This is a genomic window from Thalassospira sp. B30-1 (genome assembly GCF_015767575.1).
GTDB classification, from domain to species: domain Bacteria; phylum Pseudomonadota; class Alphaproteobacteria; order Rhodospirillales; family Thalassospiraceae; genus Thalassospira; species Thalassospira xiamenensis.
This window is the reverse complement of record NZ_CP065232.1, coordinates 2850001-2865221: the sequence shown is the minus strand read 5'-3', so window position 1 is coordinate 2865221 and position 15221 is coordinate 2850001. Positions and strand designations below refer to the sequence as shown.

Genomic DNA, 15221 nt, shown 5'->3' with positions numbered 1-15221 from the left:
AGATGTGGCAACCACCACGGATCGAACTAGATGATGTTCATGACTTTCATGCTTCGATCCCAAAGCAAAACTCCGGAGGCATTCCTATGGTTTCTTTAAAAGACCCGTCCTTGTTCACCCAGCAAGCCTATATTGGCGGTGAATGGGTCGACGCCCCAGACGGCAAAACCGAACAGGTCACCAATCCCGCGAATGGCGAAGTGCTTGGCACTGTGCCTGTTTTGGGCCGCGATGCCGTTGCCCACGCGATTGAAGTCGCCGAAAAGGCGCAAAAGCAGTGGAAGAAACGTACTGCCAAGGAACGCTCGACCATTTTGATGAAATGGTACGACCTAATGATGGAAAATCAGGAAGACCTGGCACGCCTGATGACGGCCGAACAGGGCAAGCCGCTTGCAGAGGCGCGCGGTGAAATAGCCTATGCGTCGTCTTTCCTCCAATGGTTTGCCGAGGAAGGCAAACGCATCTATGGCGATGTTATTCCGACTTTTGCACAGGGGCGCCGGGTTGTTGTTCTGAAAGAGCCGGTTGGCGTTTGTGCGGCAATCACGCCGTGGAACTTCCCCACCGCGATGATCACGCGCAAGGCGGCACCGGCTTTGGCAGTGGGCTGTGCGATGGTCGTCAAGCCGGCAATAGAAACTCCATATTCGGCTCTGGCCATGGCAGTTCTGGCCGAACGCGCCGGTTTGCCAAAGGGGCTTCTATCTATAGTGACCGGTGATGCCAAAACCATCGGTGCCGAAATGACCGAAAACCCGACGGTTCGCAAATTGACTTTTACCGGTTCAACCGCAGTTGGACGTTTGCTGATGCGTCAATGTGCCGACACGGTCAAAAAAATCAGCCTCGAGCTCGGTGGCAATGCTCCGTTCATAGTCTGTGAAGATGCTGATATTGATGCCGCAGTCGAAGGGGCGATTGCCTCGAAATACCGCAACAGTGGCCAGACCTGTGTTTGCGCAAACCGTATCTTTGTTCATGATGCTGTCTATGACGAATTTGCCGAAAAATATGCCGCCAAGGCATCGGCGATGAAAGTTGGCGATGGCACCGAAGAAGGTGTTGTCCTTGGCCCGCTGATCACGGAAAAGGCTGTCGGGAAGGTTGAAAACCAGATTGCCGACGCCGTTTCCAAAGGTGGCCGGGTTCTGACCGGTGGCAAGCGCCACGCAAAAGGCGGCAGCTTCTTTGAGCCAACCGTGATTGCCGATGCCAACCGGGATATGCTGGTCTTCCGCGAGGAAACTTTCGGTCCGATGGCACCGCTGATCCGCTTCCACAGTGATGATGAAGTGCTGGAAATGGCCAATGATTCAGAGTTCGGTCTGGCCTCTTACTTCTATTCACGCGACATTAGCCGCATTTGGAAGCTGGCCGAGGGCCTTGAAACCGGTCTGGTCGGTGTCAATGCTGGTGTGATCGCAACCGAAGTTGCCCCGTTTGGCGGCTACAAGCAATCCGGTATCGGCCGCGAAGGTTCAAAATACGGGGTAGAGGATTACCTTGAAGTCAAATATGTCTGCATGGCAGGCATTGACGATTAAGGCATTTTCGGACTTCCGAAACGAAAAAGGCGCTGTCGAAATGACAGCGCCTTTGGTTTTTACACGCAATCACAATGTTATGCTGCGTTCTCGTTCTTTTTCTTGTTATCGGATGTGATCGACTGGACCGAGCCATCCGAAAGTTCAGATTGAAGGGCTGTGAAAACGTCGAACATATTCGGGTTGAATGCAATTTCAGCCTGCATGCGATCACGTCGTTCTGACGGTGTTTCATCGTCGTTGTTTTGCTTGTTGGCGAGTGACGCGCCGTTCAGCTTTTCCTCGATCGCATCAGCAATCGCTTTTTCGATGGCTTGACGTTCGGTTGCGCCCATCTTGGCCAGACTTTCCTCATCAAGGCCCATCGATTGAAGGATCTTGCGGCGCATCTCTTCGATCTTGCGTTCTTCAAGCTCCTTCACATAAGTCGTGAAGCCGTGTTCCTTGATATAGGCGATATCGGCATTTTTTTCCTTGTTCTCTTCGGGCAGGGGGCGACTGTTCGACGCAATGGTTTTTGCCGCCGCATAGGTGCTTTTGACGCTGGACGCCGTGTTGGTGATGCTCATCAGGGTGTCATATATTGTCATCCCGATCCTCCATGGGAAAATAATGCCGGTAAAATCCTGTCATGGGACTTAAGGTTGCAAATCCCGTGCCGCGATTTATCGGTGAGCTTCACCGAACAAACGGAATTAGCGTATCAAGCATTCGCCCGGCTGCCTTGCCATCCCAGCCGGCAGGCCGGAAAGGGAACGGGGGCATTTTTACCTCGAACAGGCTGGCGGCTTTTTTGACCAGGTCTTCCGGTTCACAAATTTCCAGTGCGGAAGCACTCAATGCAGTCGGACGTTCTGTTGTCGGTCGCAAAATACACCCAGCTTTTCCAAGCCAGGCGCATTCATCAATCATACCGCCAGAATCCGTTATCACATAGCGGGCGTGAAAAAGAACTGACAGGAAATCGGGATAGAGCATCGGGGATGTGACCTTGATGTTTTCGGCATCCCGAATACGGCGCCAAAGACCGCTTTTTACAAGGGATTCTTGTGCGCGGTGGTGAAGCGGCCAGACGATTTGAGTTTCCCGGGCAAGGTCAACAATCGCATTCACGATTGATGATAGTCGAACAAGGTTATCAATATTTTCAGCCCGATGTAGCGTCAGTAATACAGGCCCGGTACCGGGCGAAGAAGGATCAATTGGTATGTTCGTTCCACCAAAGCGGAGCATCGCATCAATTATGATATTACCGACATTTTGGATTCCCTTTGCGTCAATGCCTTCTTTACGCAGGTTGTTGGCCGCAGTTTCATCCGGGGCCCAATGCATGTCGCAAAGGATGTCAATTTCAGTCCGGTTGGCTTCTTCGGCAATGGCATCAAACCCGCCTCGCAAGCCGGCTTCGAGGTGGATCAGAAAAATCGAATGTCTTCTTGCCGCGCGCGCGACACCCAAAGAGCCGTTAACATCACCGATGACGATCGTTGCCTGCGGCAGTGATTGGTCTAGCACCCGGCAATAGGCATCGTCTGCATTCTGAACGAGTGTGCTCCGGTTATTTCCCGGTTGCCCGATTCCAAGTCGGATTTCAGGAGCAGGTATGCCAAGCGAAAAACGCAAACCTTCGGAAAGGGCCGGGTCCCAGTGTTGGCCGGTATCGATCAGACGAAGGGTAAAAGGTAAATCATCGCGCCTTTCCCACCACGTCAGATAAAGGGCGGCAGCCTTGATCAGGTTGGGGCGGGTGCCATAGACCAGATCGATGATCATTGCGGCGTTTTTCCTGATGAATGCTCAAGCTGGATGAGCGTATGATAACGTGTTGTCTTTTATATCATTTTGGCTGATCAGCTGCCAAACGGGATAGGTGGTTTGTCAAAAAATGTGATAAAATTTTCGAAAACGAATTGTTTTTTAGTATGATTCTTTTCTAAATAGAAACAGAAAATCAGTCGAACCAGTCGGATGCACGGTAAAAATCAGCCGCCGCAAAGGACCGGAACGGTACGGCAGACCAACTGTCGGCTCGGGAGGAAACAGAAATGACCGATACACGTTACATTCTGGCAATTGATCAGGGTACCACCAGCTCACGCGCCATCGTTTTCGATGCCACCGGCCGATCCGTGGCGGTCGCGCAACAGGAATTTCCCCAACATTTTCCCAATAGTGGCTGGGTGGAACATGATCCTGAAGACCTTTGGGAAACGGTTGTTGCGGTTTGTCGCGAAGCATTGTCGCGGATCGATATTGCCAACGTTGTGGCAATAGGCATCACCAACCAGCGTGAAACCACCGTGGTTTGGGACCGCAAGACGGGCAAAGCCGTTTATAATGCCATCGTTTGGCAGGATCGTCGGACTGCGGCTTTGTGCCATGATTTGAAAAAGCGTGATCCGGACCTTGAAATTGATGTCAATAATCGAAGCGGGCTTTTGATCGATCCGTATTTCTCGGCAACCAAGGCTGCGTGGATACTCGATCATGTCACCGGTGCACGGGCGCTGGCCGAACAGGGTGACCTAGCGTTTGGTACGGTCGACTCATTCCTGCTGTGGCGTTTGACCGGCGGAAAATCGCACGCGACGGATGCCACCAATGCCGCACGCACCAATCTTTTCAATATTCGCGACAATGTCTGGGATGACAGGTTGTGCGAAATCTTCCGTGTTCCCAAGCGCATGTTGCCGGAAGTCAAGGATTGTGCTGCCGATTTCGGAATGGTGGATGCCGATATCTTTGGGCGTGAAATTCCTGTCCTAGGTATGGCAGGCGACCAGCAAGCAGCCGCATTCGGTCAGTGCTGCTTTGAGCCAGGCGACATCAAAAGCACCTATGGCACCGGTTGTTTTGTGATTCTCAATACCGGGGACGATGCTGTGACATCGCAGCATCGTTTGCTGACCACGATCGGTTATCGTTTGAATGGCAAAACCAGCTATGCCATCGAAGGGGCGATTTTTGTTGCCGGAGCGGCGGTGCAGTGGCTGCGGGATGGTCTTGGCATCATCAAATCGGCCGCCGAAAGCGAAGGTTTGGCCAAATCGCTTGACGATAATCACGGCGTTTATCTTGTTCCGGCCTTTACCGGACTTGGTGCGCCTTATTGGGACCCGGATGCGCGCGGTGCCATTTTCGGATTGACCCGTGACACGGGGCCACGTGAATTCGTTCGTGCCGCACTTGAAAGCGTTTGTTATCAGACCTTTGATCTATTCGAAGCGATGGCGGCAGACGGTGTTTCGCCCAAGGCCGTTCGGGTTGACGGTGGTATGGTTGCCAATGACTGGTTGTGTCAGAACCTTTCAGATATTCTCGATATTCCGGTTCAGCGCCCGGTTGTGACGGAAACAACTGCACTTGGTGCCGCCTATCTTGCGGGGTTGCAGGCGGGGGTTTACCGCGACCTCCATCATATCGCCGAAAACTGGCATATGGATGCTGAATTCAAACCAGAACTTGAAGCTGGTCGCCGGAAACATCTTTTGGGCGGCTGGAAGAGTGCGGTCAAGCGAACCATGACAGAGCAGGGCTGAATAGTTTCGCTGTTGTCCGATGGCTTTACAGACTGGTCATCGCATAAATTGCTTTGTAAGATCGGGACGGTACCACGTGGTACCGTCCTTTCTTTTTGCGGATATTCGTCCGTATTTTCATAGAACTGCTGCTATTGGATACAGGGTGCGACCGTTTGGGGGCCGTCACCGGGCGGCCAGGGGGGAAGATGCTTGATCTGATCGTTGGAAAAGTTGGACCTGTTTTTTTGACGATCCTGTGTGGTTATCTTTTAACCCGTTTCCGCGTCATCAGCCGCGAAGGCATTCCGTTCCTTGCCCGCCTTGCGATGAATGCCTTTATTCCGGCTATGCTGTTTCAAACCCTCTCGCAATCCGACATCAGTGCGCATTTCGATTTGCGTTTGTGGGGTAGCTACTATGCAGGCGCACTTCTGAACTTTTTACTGGTGTTTATGGTTGCACGGGCGTGGCTTAAGGCGAGAACGGACGAGGCGGCTGTAACCGCCATGGGCGGGGTTTTCTCCAATATTGTGCTGCTCGGTATCCCCCTGGTTCAGGCTGTATACGGTGAAGAAGGTCTGGTACCGCTTCTGATTATCCTGTCGATCCATCCGCTGACCTTGTTGGGGCTTACGGTGATGATCGTGGAAGGTTCGCGTTCCGGCGACGGGCATTGGTTGCCCAATGTCGTTCGCAGTGTCATTCGGGTTTTGCGCAATCCGATTATCATTGCGATTATCCTTGGTGTACTGGCGTCCCTGATTGATCTTCGATTGCCCGAAATGATTGATGGAACACTCGAACGGTTTCGGACGGCAGGGCCCACAATCGCGTTGCTTCTGGTCGGGGCTGGGCTTTATGGGCAGTCCGTTCGTGGCAATATGTCCGCAAGCACGCTGTGCACTGTTGCGAAAATGTTTGTGCAGCCGGTTCTTGTGTTCCTGATCGCTCATTTTATTTTTGACTTGCAACCGCTGTGGTTGACCATCGTGGTTCTGATTGCGGCTCTTCCTGCGGGGGCGAATGTGGCAATCATTGCTGGTAGCTATAATGTTTGTATTGATCGGTCTTCCACGACCATTCTGATCACGACGCTGATCAGTGTGATCACTTTGCCGCTTATTGTGCTTTATGCCGGGGCATCATGACGGCTGCCTTCGGCCGCGGACAGGATTTGGTCCATCAAGCTTATTTCTGCTGCGATCCCTTGCATTCGATGGTCGTGGATGCCTGAGCTTACGGCATCAATGAAGCAGTCAATGGCGTTGTCATGCCCTTTGTCAGGGCTTTTAAAAATGCCTTTTCGCATGACAGTGTTGCCATTGATCACAAGCTTCCGCCAATCTTGGATCGTGGCGGAAAATCCCGGTGCAAGGACCTCAAGAGTTTCCTTTGGCATATTGCGTCGGGCGGCATGCATGTAAGAAACTTCGCCTCGTGATCCGTCGGCAAAGTGCATGTACCAAACGCTGTCACCGGCCTTGCGATCAATCCAGTCACATGAAAGGCTGATCATTTCAGCTCCTGTCAGATAGCCAATCAGATCAATGAAATGACTGATTTCTCCGATTGTTCTGCCACCTTGATCAGGACGGTACAGCCAGTGATCGGAAGGGAGTGGATTGGGACGTACCTGATAGCGGAATTGCTTTTTGCCTTTGACTAGATGCTGTTTCAGTCTGGCTGTCATCGGCGCAAAGCGACGATTATGTCCAACCATGAATATCTGTGTTTGGCTCAATCCTGCAGCCTGTTGGAGTGTGCCGATCTGTTTCGGATGGATGCAAAGCGGCTTCTCCAGCCAGACATGTTTCCCTGCGCCTAAGGCCTTACTGGCGAGGTCCGCATGGCTATCGTGCCGGGTGGCAATAAACACCGTATTGATATCGTGATTTGACAGAATTTCATCCGGATCGGACGCGGTAGTTATATCCGGCATATGCCGGCAGATGGCCAGTGCCGAAAGACCTTTGCCCGAGACGACCGCATTCAATGCGACCTTTTTGCGCAGCTTTAATCGAGGGAGCAAAACGCTGTTCATGTAATTTCCCGCGCCTATCAATCCGATCCGGACCGGCATGACATTAGGCTTGCTGATCTTTTTGACTGGGGCTGGTGGTTGCGGTTTGCTATCGGTTCGATGATATTTAATGACCGTCGCCATTATGGTCGGGTCATCACCTCCTGATAGAAAATCAGAAGCTTCATGCAGGTTAATCCGATGGGAGATAAGCGAGGCCGGGTCGAGCTTTCCACTTTCCATCAGGGATAGTGCTGCCGCCATGTTCCGTTTTACCGTCCATCTGGCATGGCCGATCGGGTAGTCCTGTCCCAGTTGCTCGTAGTTCGCGTCATAACGGCCCGGGCCATAGGACCGCACCTGCCGGATGGTAATTTCCTTGCGATACAGGATATTGCGCGGTGCGTTCACAGCAACGTCTCCAACGCAGACAATGATGCCACGATCACGGCAAAGCTTTGCGGCTGATTCAATTACTGTGCGTGCTTCTTTGTTATTGTTACTGCAAATAAGCACAGCATCGAACTGGTCAACAGGGGCGGTGCTGATATCTGCATAGGCATATTTGGCCCCGCTTTTTTCTGCTTTTTTTCTGCGCTCCGAAAACGGTTCAATTACGGTCACAATCCCACCGGCTGCGATTGTGATTTGAGCGACTATTTGACCGATTAGGCCGCATCCAATCACGGCGACCTTCTGCCCGATCTCAAGTTCTCCCTGGTGGGCGGCATGAAGTCCGATGGCGTAAAGGGTGGCAAAGGCTGCCATCTCGTCTGATACAGTGTTGGGGACGGGGCAAGCCAGATTGCGTGGGACAATGTTATATTCTGCATGATTGGCATGCTCCATACCCGCACAGGCAACGCGCTGACCAATATCAAAGTCGGTGACATCCGGGGCCATTGCCTCGACAGTTCCGCAATTGGCGTATCCGGTCGCCATTGGTCTGCCAAGGCGTCCTTTAACGGCAGTGAGGGTTGCCTGCGCGCCGTCGCGACGAAACTTTTCAATTGTCAACGCTACCAGATCCGGCCGCTGCCATGCCTTTCTAATAAGGGACGCTTTGGTTTCGCTAGATTGCTGTCTTTCCGTGCCATTGCTGATGACAGATATCTCTGTGCGGACCAGAATGGTACCGGGCAATAGGGCGGGAACGGGGCAATTGGCCACGGCAAGCCGTCTTTCACCGGGAAACCGTAATAATGCCCGCATATCCGTCATGATATCGTCCTGATGCACGTTAGGGATGAAATATGGAACAGGAATTAAATCATATCAGTATGTGCAGGTCGATCCGTCATTGACGGGACTTTGGCAGGCGTTTAGCAAAGCCGATGTCATAATCACGGAATCCGTCATATGAAAAAAAATGTCTCGGCAAAGCGTAGTCGCAAACTGTTATTCGTCTGCGGAGAGGATTGGTCTTTCGTTTCCCATCGGATTGGTTTGGGTCGGGCCGCACTTGTACGTGGCGATGAGGTGATTGTCGCGTGCAATGCGAATGACGCCGCTGTCCAACTGCGAGCCGAGGGTTTCCGTGTTATCGATGTGCCGATTGCGCGCGGTGGACTTAGCCCTTTGAAATCGCTGAAGACGATCAGGGCGCTTGCATGCCTTATCCGTCGAGAGCAACCGGATGTGGTTATCAATGTCGCAATACAATGTGTTGTTTTGTCTTGCCTTGCTGGGTTGATGGTTGGCGCGCGTCGTTCCGTAAACATGGTAACCGGGCTCGGTTTCATGTTCGTTTCAAACGGGACCAAAGCGCGTTTGGTGCGTGCTGTGGTTTCGATGTTGTTGCGATTTTATGCCAGATGCCCATCAATCCACATCATTGTTCAGAATTCGGATGATTTCGATCTGATGCGTGGATTTGGCTTCCGCAAGACGCGCCTTTCTCTCGTGCGTGGTTCCGGGGTGGATATCAGGCAATTCCATCCGCGGGAGCAGGATGGAATTGATGGTTTACGCAAAACTGTGATCTTCGTGGCCCGAATGTTGTGGTCCAAGGGATTGGCAGAACTGGTTGATGCCGCGCGTATCCTCAAATCCAGAGCCCGAGATTACCGAATACTTTTGGTCGGTGATTCTGATCCGGTAAATCCTGACTCTGCCGACACCGAAAGCCTTGTGAAATGGCAGAATGACGGTTTGATAGAGTGGCTTGGAAAAAGAAGCGATGTTGCTGAATTGCTCAGGCAATCTGATCTGGCTGTTCTGCCATCTTGGCGGGAAGGGTTGCCGAAGTCTTTGCTTGAGGCCGCTGCGAGCGGTCTGGCGATGGTTGCAACAGATGTTCCAGGCTGTCGTGAAATCGTAAAACAGGAACAGACCGGTTTGCTGGTAGGGTTGGGTGATGCGGAAGCTTTGGCAGATGCGATTGAGAACCTTATGGAGGACGATGCAAAGCGTCAGAAGTTTGGCCAGAATGCGCGTGTCATGGTCGAGCAGGAGCTGTGTGATGCAGTGATCATCCGCGAGACCCTTGATGTTATCTCCGGCAAGCCGGGATTAATACCGTAATAAAATTGGAAAACTGAGACAATGAAACCAAGATGGGCTCCGCATGGCGGGGCCTTTTATTTTCTAAAATTTCCCATTGCTATCGAATTCTAAAATTTGTATACAATATACATATGAGTAATTTAGGCTCGAAAATATCCGGGTTTTAACGATTAATCGGTCTAACCCATTAATGGGCGCGCGACCAAATCAGGAGGTTACTTTCCATGCAAGTGAACTGGACTGGCGTATTCCCCGCCGTTGCCACCCAGATGAATGAAGATGGTTCAATCGATTTCGATATGACCGCCCATCAGATCGAAGCCCTGATCAAGGCCGGTGTTGACGGCCTTGTCATGCTGGGCTCGGTCGGCGAGAACGCAACCCTTGAGCCGGAAGAAAAAATCGCGGTTCTCAAGCTTGCTGTCGAAGTTACCAACGGTCGCATACCGGTTCTGTCGGGCGTTGCCGAAAACTCGACCCAGGCTGCCATTCGCTACGTGCAGAAATGCGAAGAACTTGGCGCTGATGGCCTGATGCTTCTGCCGGGCATGATCTATACCGCCGATCCGCGCGAAAATATCGAGCATTTCCGGTCGGTTGCTGCCAAGACCAAGCTACCGATCATGATCTATAACAACCCCGGTGCCTATCGCATCGATATCAAGCCTGAAGAATTCAACCAGCTTGCCGATGTGAAGAACCTGGTTGCGATCAAGGAAAGCTCCGGCGACCCGCGCCGTATTACCGACATCTATAATGCCTGTGGTGATCGTTTCGTTCTGTTCTGTGGCATGGATGACCTTGTCATGGAAACCCAGGTTCTTGGTGCGGTTGGCTGGATTTCGGGCTTTACCGATGCTTTCCCGCAGGAATCGGTCGCACTTTGGAAGCTGCTGTCTGAGGGGAAATACAAGGAAGCGCTTGAAATCTATCGCTGGTTTACCCCGGTCCTGCACATGGATGTTCATGCCAAGCTCGTTCAGTATATCAAACTGGCACAGGAGATGACCGGCGTGGGTAAGGCCCATGTCCGTGCTCCGCGTCTTCCGCTGGTTGGCGAGGAGATGGAACGCATCCGCGCAACCATCCAGAAAGCCATCGACACACGCCCGAAACTTTAATTCGCTTTGCAATCAACGCATTCATCGCATCAGCTCCGTAAGGCGTGATTGCATTTGCGTATGATTTGATGGCAAGTGTGAGCTCTCCTGTGATTTTCGCAGGGGAGTTTGCTGCCATCTGGCACTAGACGAGAGATCAAGATAAAACGCGCACACCAAAGCAGTCAGGGCCCGGAACATGCCAAAACCTTCTTCCGCTTCAAAGTCCCCCTCACAGTCAAAACAGCATGCCGTCGTTGTCGGCTCCGGGATAGTCGGGGTCAATGTCGGTTTGGCTCTTTTGAAGAAGGGCTATGACGTCACCCTTCTGGATCGCGGAGAACCGGGGATGGGGGCATCCTTTGGTAATGCTGGGGGAATTGCCGTCACTGAATGCGCGCCTATTGCCATGCCGGGTGTTTGGGCAAATGTGCCCGGCTGGCTTATGGACCCATTGGGGCCGCTTTCTGTGCGCTGGTCCTATTTGCCTAAAATGATGCCGTGGCTGATCCGTTTCCTGGCCGCCAGTTCGAAAAGCCGGGTAGAGCAGATTGCAACCGAATTAGCAGCCATCCTTAATCGCGCCTGGGAAGATTACGATCCGGTGATCGCAGAAGCAGGCCTTTCCGGTGCGGTGTTTAAAAAAGAAGGCGCTATGGGTGTTTATCGCAGCGAGAAAACACGCCGGGATGCCCAATACGGAATTGATCTTCGCCGTCGTAACGGGATCAAAATTCGTGATCTGACCAAGGATGAGGTAAGGGATATTGAGCCCGATCTGGCCCCGATCTTCGCGTGTGGTGTGATGGAGGAGGATTGGGGCAGGGTTCTGGATCCGTTCAGGATTGTTACCGGCCTTTACAACCATTTCATCGAACGCGGTGGAAAGTTTCAGAATGCCGAGGTTATCGATTTCGTTTACCGCGATGGCAAACCGCGTGCCGCGATGACGGCACAAGGTGAACAGATTACCTTCGACAAGGTTGTTATTGCATGCGGTGCATGGTCAAAAACGCTGGCCACGCGACTTGGTTCATCGGTGCCTCTTGATACCGAACGGGGTTATAACACAACGGTCCCTTATAATGGCGTGAAGCTATCGCGCATGATTATTTCTGCCGATGACAGCTTTGTTCTGACGCCGATGGAAATGGGTATTCGTGTGGGCGGGGCGGTTGAGCTTGGCGGTCTGGTTGCTGCCCCCAATTATGATCGCGCCAAGGCTCTGTTTGCCAAAGGCAAGGAAGTTCTTCCGAAACTCAGTGCTGAAGGTGGCACCGAATGGATGGGATTCCGCCCCTCAATGCCGGATTCCAAGCCTGTGATTTCGGCAAGCCCCAAACATGAAAATGTCTTCTTCGCATTCGGTCACGGCCATCTTGGCCTGACCATGGCGGCCACCACCGGACGGCTGATTGCCGATTTGGTGAGTGACGCGACTGCCCCCATTAACATGACCCCGTATCGTATTGATCGTTTCCAAGGATAAGGCCGCCCCAAATGGCAAAACACAGCTTCTTTTGTATTGATGGACATACCTGCGGCAATCCGGTGCGTGTGGTTGCCGGTGGCGGACCAAAGCTTGAAGGTGCAAATATGCTTGAAAAGCGTGCGCATTTTCTGGCGGAATATGACTGGATACGAACCGGACTGATGTTCGAACCGCGTGGCCATGACATCATGTCGGGCTCAATCCTTTATGAACCGACCCGCGATGATTGCGATGTAGCCATCCTGTTTATCGAGACGTCTGGCTGCCTACCGATGTGCGGTCACGGCACGATCGGAACGGTCACGATGGCAATCGAGGAAGGTCTGGTAAAGCCGAAAACCCCGGGAGTACTGCGTCTTGAAACGCCTGCCGGGCTGGTGATTGCCGAATACAAACAGGTTGGCGATTACGTGGAATCGGTCAAGCTGACCAATGTTCCGTCCTTCCTGTATAAAACGGATATCGAGGTCGATTGTCCCGATCTTGGCCCGATCAAGGTTGATGTTGCTTATGGCGGCAATTTCTATGCGATTGTCGAGCCACAGGAAAACTTCCGTGACATGGCCGAATACACAGTTGGCGATTTTCAGCGCATCAGTCCGGAACTTCGTCGTCGCCTGAACGAGGTTGGCGAGTTCATTCACCCGCTTCACCCGGATATCAAGGGCCTGTCACATATCCAGTGGACTGGAAAACCGACCCAGCCTGACAGCACCCATCGCAATGCAGTGTTTTACGGTGATAAGGGGATTGATCGATCTCCCTGCGGGACGGGCTCTTCTGCGCGTCTGGCACAATTGGTTGGCAAGGGGCAGTGGGACCCAGCGCATGAGCTGGTTCATGAAAGCATTATCGGATCGCAGTTCCGTGTCTCCGTCGTCGAACAGACAAAGGTCGGCGACTATGACGCGGTCGTGCCCGGGATCGAGGGCTGGGCACGCAAGCATGGTTACAACACGATTTTCATTGATGACCGTGATCCTTACGCGCATGGATTTATCGTGAAATAGGCGTTTGATCGGGGCCGGTTTCTGTTCTCAAGCTCCTGATACCGTCGCGGCGTGATTGCAATTATATTGCGCGTAAACCAACGCATCGGTATGACTAGAAAAAGGGGGCGGTGACGTTTGGGGATATGAAGCCGGACCCGATACCGCACAGGACAGATAAAAAGAGCCAAAATGACCGCATCACCGCGTTTTACCCGCCGCACCATTACTGATCAGGTCACTGAAGATTTGCGTGCCCGTATCCTGTCGGGTGATTTCCCGGCCGGGTTCCAGTTGCGTCAGGATGCGATTGCTACCGAATATAATGTGTCTCGAATCCCGGTCCGTGAGGCGCTTCAACGTCTGGATGCCGAAGGTCTGGTATCGTTCCAGCCGCACAAGGGGGCGATTGTTGCCCATCTCTCGCTTGACGAAATCGAAGAACTTTTTGAAGTTCGCAAAATGCTGGAATGCGAATTACTGCGTCATGCCGTGCCGCGTCTGACACCCGAAGACATCAAATCGGTCGAAGACATACTCGCCGTTTATGACGAATCCTTTCGGTCTGGGGATATTTCGAAATGGGGCGAACTTAACCGTGAATTCCATGATCGGCTTTATCGTGCGTCGAACCGGCCCAAAACGCTGGAAATCATCCGCATGATCGGAAACAACACGGTCCGTTTCACACAGGCACAGCTCGCTCTTTCCGGGGCAACTGATCGGGCCGAACGCGAACATCACCATATACTTGATGCCTGCAAGGCTCGCGATGTCGACTATGCGGTCGAACTTCTCGAAGCCCATATCGAGAATTCGAAAAACAGCCTTATCGAATGCCTGCGTGGTGCCCGCGCCAGCGAGGGCCTTTCGAACTGACGTCAATTGTTACCGGACAACAAAGCCACGTCCGATTTCATCACTCCCATCCTGCCAAAAGCTGGCTTCGCCGCTGTAATGAGCCTGTCCGGATACTTCGGCAATTATGGCCGGGAAGGGCCCGCATCGGGTTGTGTTAACAACGCTGCCATAGAATTCTGATCCGATAACACTTTCAAACCTTCGAACCGTGCCGGGCATGATCAATCCTTTGGCATGAAGAATGGCAAGCCTTGCGCTAACACCTGATCCAGTCGGGCTTCGATCAACCTGATTATCGGCAAAGACACATATATTACGTGTTGGCTCTTTGGCGGATGTGTCTCTGCCATCGGTCAGGATCGCGCCATACAAAAACGCCAGATCACCATGATCAGGATGGTTTAGCGTGACACTGGCATTCACCGCGCTGCATACGGACTGCGCAATATCGATCAGGTGCCGCACCGGTGAAGACCCGACCTCAAGGCCGAATTGCCCGGCATCCAGAACGGCATAGAATGCACCGCCATATCCGATATCTGTTTTGAATGCCCGGCCGTCGGCAAGCGCCAATTCAACATCGGCAGCAAACATGAAGGATGGGACTGATTTGAAACGGACGGCACCACTTTTCCCATTGGTCACCGATACTTCGGCACGTACCAGCCCGCAGGGGCATTCAATATTAACCGGCGTTACCGGTTCAATCGGTGTAACCAACCCGTAATCAACCGCATATCGGCCAAGGGCGATGATGGCGTGGCCGCACATGGTCGAATAGCCTTCATTGTGAATGAACAGAACCGCCAGATCAGCATCCGGCAGGCTCGGTTCGACCAGAATGGCACCATACATGTCGTAATGACCGCGCGGTTCGAACATCAGAAACCGCCGCAGATGATCAAGTTCGTCGCGGGCATATCGACGTTTGGCCAGAATATCGTCGCCCGGAATCGCTGGATATCCCGATGTGATAATCCGAAGCGGTTCGCCGCCGGTATGCATATCAATGACTTTGATCGGGGATTCCCGGTCGGGCAGGGACTGTTTGGAGGGCATTTGGCGGCTCATTTCGGTGTTCTGCAAATTTTTAAAGGAAATTCGGGGCTGGATTCCGGCTCAAGTCGGGTGCTTTACCTGGCGCGGCAGGTCTATCTTAACGGCCTTGAACATGTGCGCAATAGTC

Annotated in this window: 12 protein-coding genes; 8 read left to right on the top strand and 4 right to left on the bottom strand. The window is 52.6% G+C overall.

The genetic code is table 11. The annotated features are described in order from the left end of the window. Positions 1–86: 86 nt before the first annotated feature. Positions 87–1547, top strand: a complete 1461-nt coding sequence (locus tag IT971_RS13740; RefSeq protein ID WP_063094676.1) for an NAD-dependent succinate-semialdehyde dehydrogenase — start codon at positions 87–89, stop codon at positions 1545–1547. Positions 1548–1624: 77 nt separating this feature from the next. Here IT971_RS13740 and IT971_RS13735 read toward each other — a convergent pair whose 3' ends face one another. Continuing rightward, positions 1625–2137, bottom strand: a complete 513-nt coding sequence (locus tag IT971_RS13735; protein ID WP_007091520.1) for a hypothetical protein — start codon at positions 2135–2137, stop codon at positions 1625–1627. Between the two features lie 88 nt (positions 2138–2225). Next, positions 2226–3320: a UDP-N-acetyl glucosamine 2-epimerase gene (locus tag IT971_RS13730; protein ID WP_063094678.1), complete on the bottom strand. Its 1095-nt coding sequence runs from the start codon at positions 3318–3320 to the stop codon at positions 2226–2228. Between the two features lie 272 nt (positions 3321–3592). Between IT971_RS13730 and glpK the strand changes: the two genes are divergently transcribed. Next, positions 3593–5086 (top strand): glycerol kinase GlpK, encoded by a 1494-nt coding sequence (glpK, locus tag IT971_RS13725; RefSeq protein WP_063094680.1) that lies wholly within the window; start codon positions 3593–3595, stop codon positions 5084–5086. A gap of 188 nt (positions 5087–5274) precedes the next feature. Beyond that, positions 5275–6216 carry an AEC family transporter gene (locus IT971_RS13720; RefSeq protein ID WP_063094682.1) on the top strand — a complete coding sequence of 314 codons (942 nt, stop codon included), beginning with the start codon at positions 5275–5277 and terminating at the stop codon, positions 6214–6216. Here IT971_RS13720 and IT971_RS13715 read toward each other — a convergent pair. Then, entirely contained in the window at positions 6198–8309 is a 2112-nt protein-coding gene (locus IT971_RS13715; RefSeq protein ID WP_063094685.1) for a bi-domain-containing oxidoreductase, read from the bottom strand. The genes IT971_RS13720 and IT971_RS13715 overlap by 19 nt on opposite strands. 138 nt (positions 8310–8447) lie before the next feature. On the opposite strand from IT971_RS13715, the gene IT971_RS22545 reads away from it, so the two are divergent. The 5 genes from IT971_RS22545 (at position 8448) to IT971_RS13690 (ending at position 14053) form a co-directional block, all read left to right on the top strand. Further along, positions 8448–9611 carry a glycosyltransferase family 4 protein gene (locus IT971_RS22545; protein ID WP_063094687.1) on the top strand — a complete coding sequence of 388 codons (1164 nt, stop codon included), beginning with the start codon at positions 8448–8450 and terminating at the stop codon, positions 9609–9611. A gap of 206 nt (positions 9612–9817) precedes the next feature. Continuing rightward, positions 9818–10714, top strand: coding sequence for a dihydrodipicolinate synthase family protein (locus tag IT971_RS13705; protein WP_037988692.1), 897 nt, complete (start codon positions 9818–9820; stop codon positions 10712–10714). 178 nt (positions 10715–10892) lie between these two features. Further along, positions 10893–12182 (top strand): FAD-binding oxidoreductase, encoded by a 1290-nt coding sequence (locus IT971_RS13700; RefSeq protein ID WP_063094688.1) that lies wholly within the window; start codon positions 10893–10895, stop codon positions 12180–12182. 11 nt (positions 12183–12193) lie between these two features. Then, positions 12194–13195, top strand: a complete 1002-nt coding sequence (locus IT971_RS13695; protein ID WP_063094690.1) for a 4-hydroxyproline epimerase — start codon at positions 12194–12196, stop codon at positions 13193–13195. Positions 13196–13366: 171 nt separating this feature from the next. Continuing rightward, a complete protein-coding gene (locus IT971_RS13690; RefSeq protein WP_007091511.1) occupies positions 13367–14053 on the top strand; it encodes a GntR family transcriptional regulator in 687 nt (228 codons plus the stop codon). Positions 14054–14062: 9 nt separating this feature from the next. Here the strand turns inward: IT971_RS13690 and IT971_RS13685 are convergent, their stop codons facing one another. Next, a complete protein-coding gene (locus IT971_RS13685; protein ID WP_223305163.1) occupies positions 14063–15106 on the bottom strand; it encodes a proline racemase family protein in 1044 nt (347 codons plus the stop codon). Positions 15107–15221: the final 115 nt, after the last annotated feature.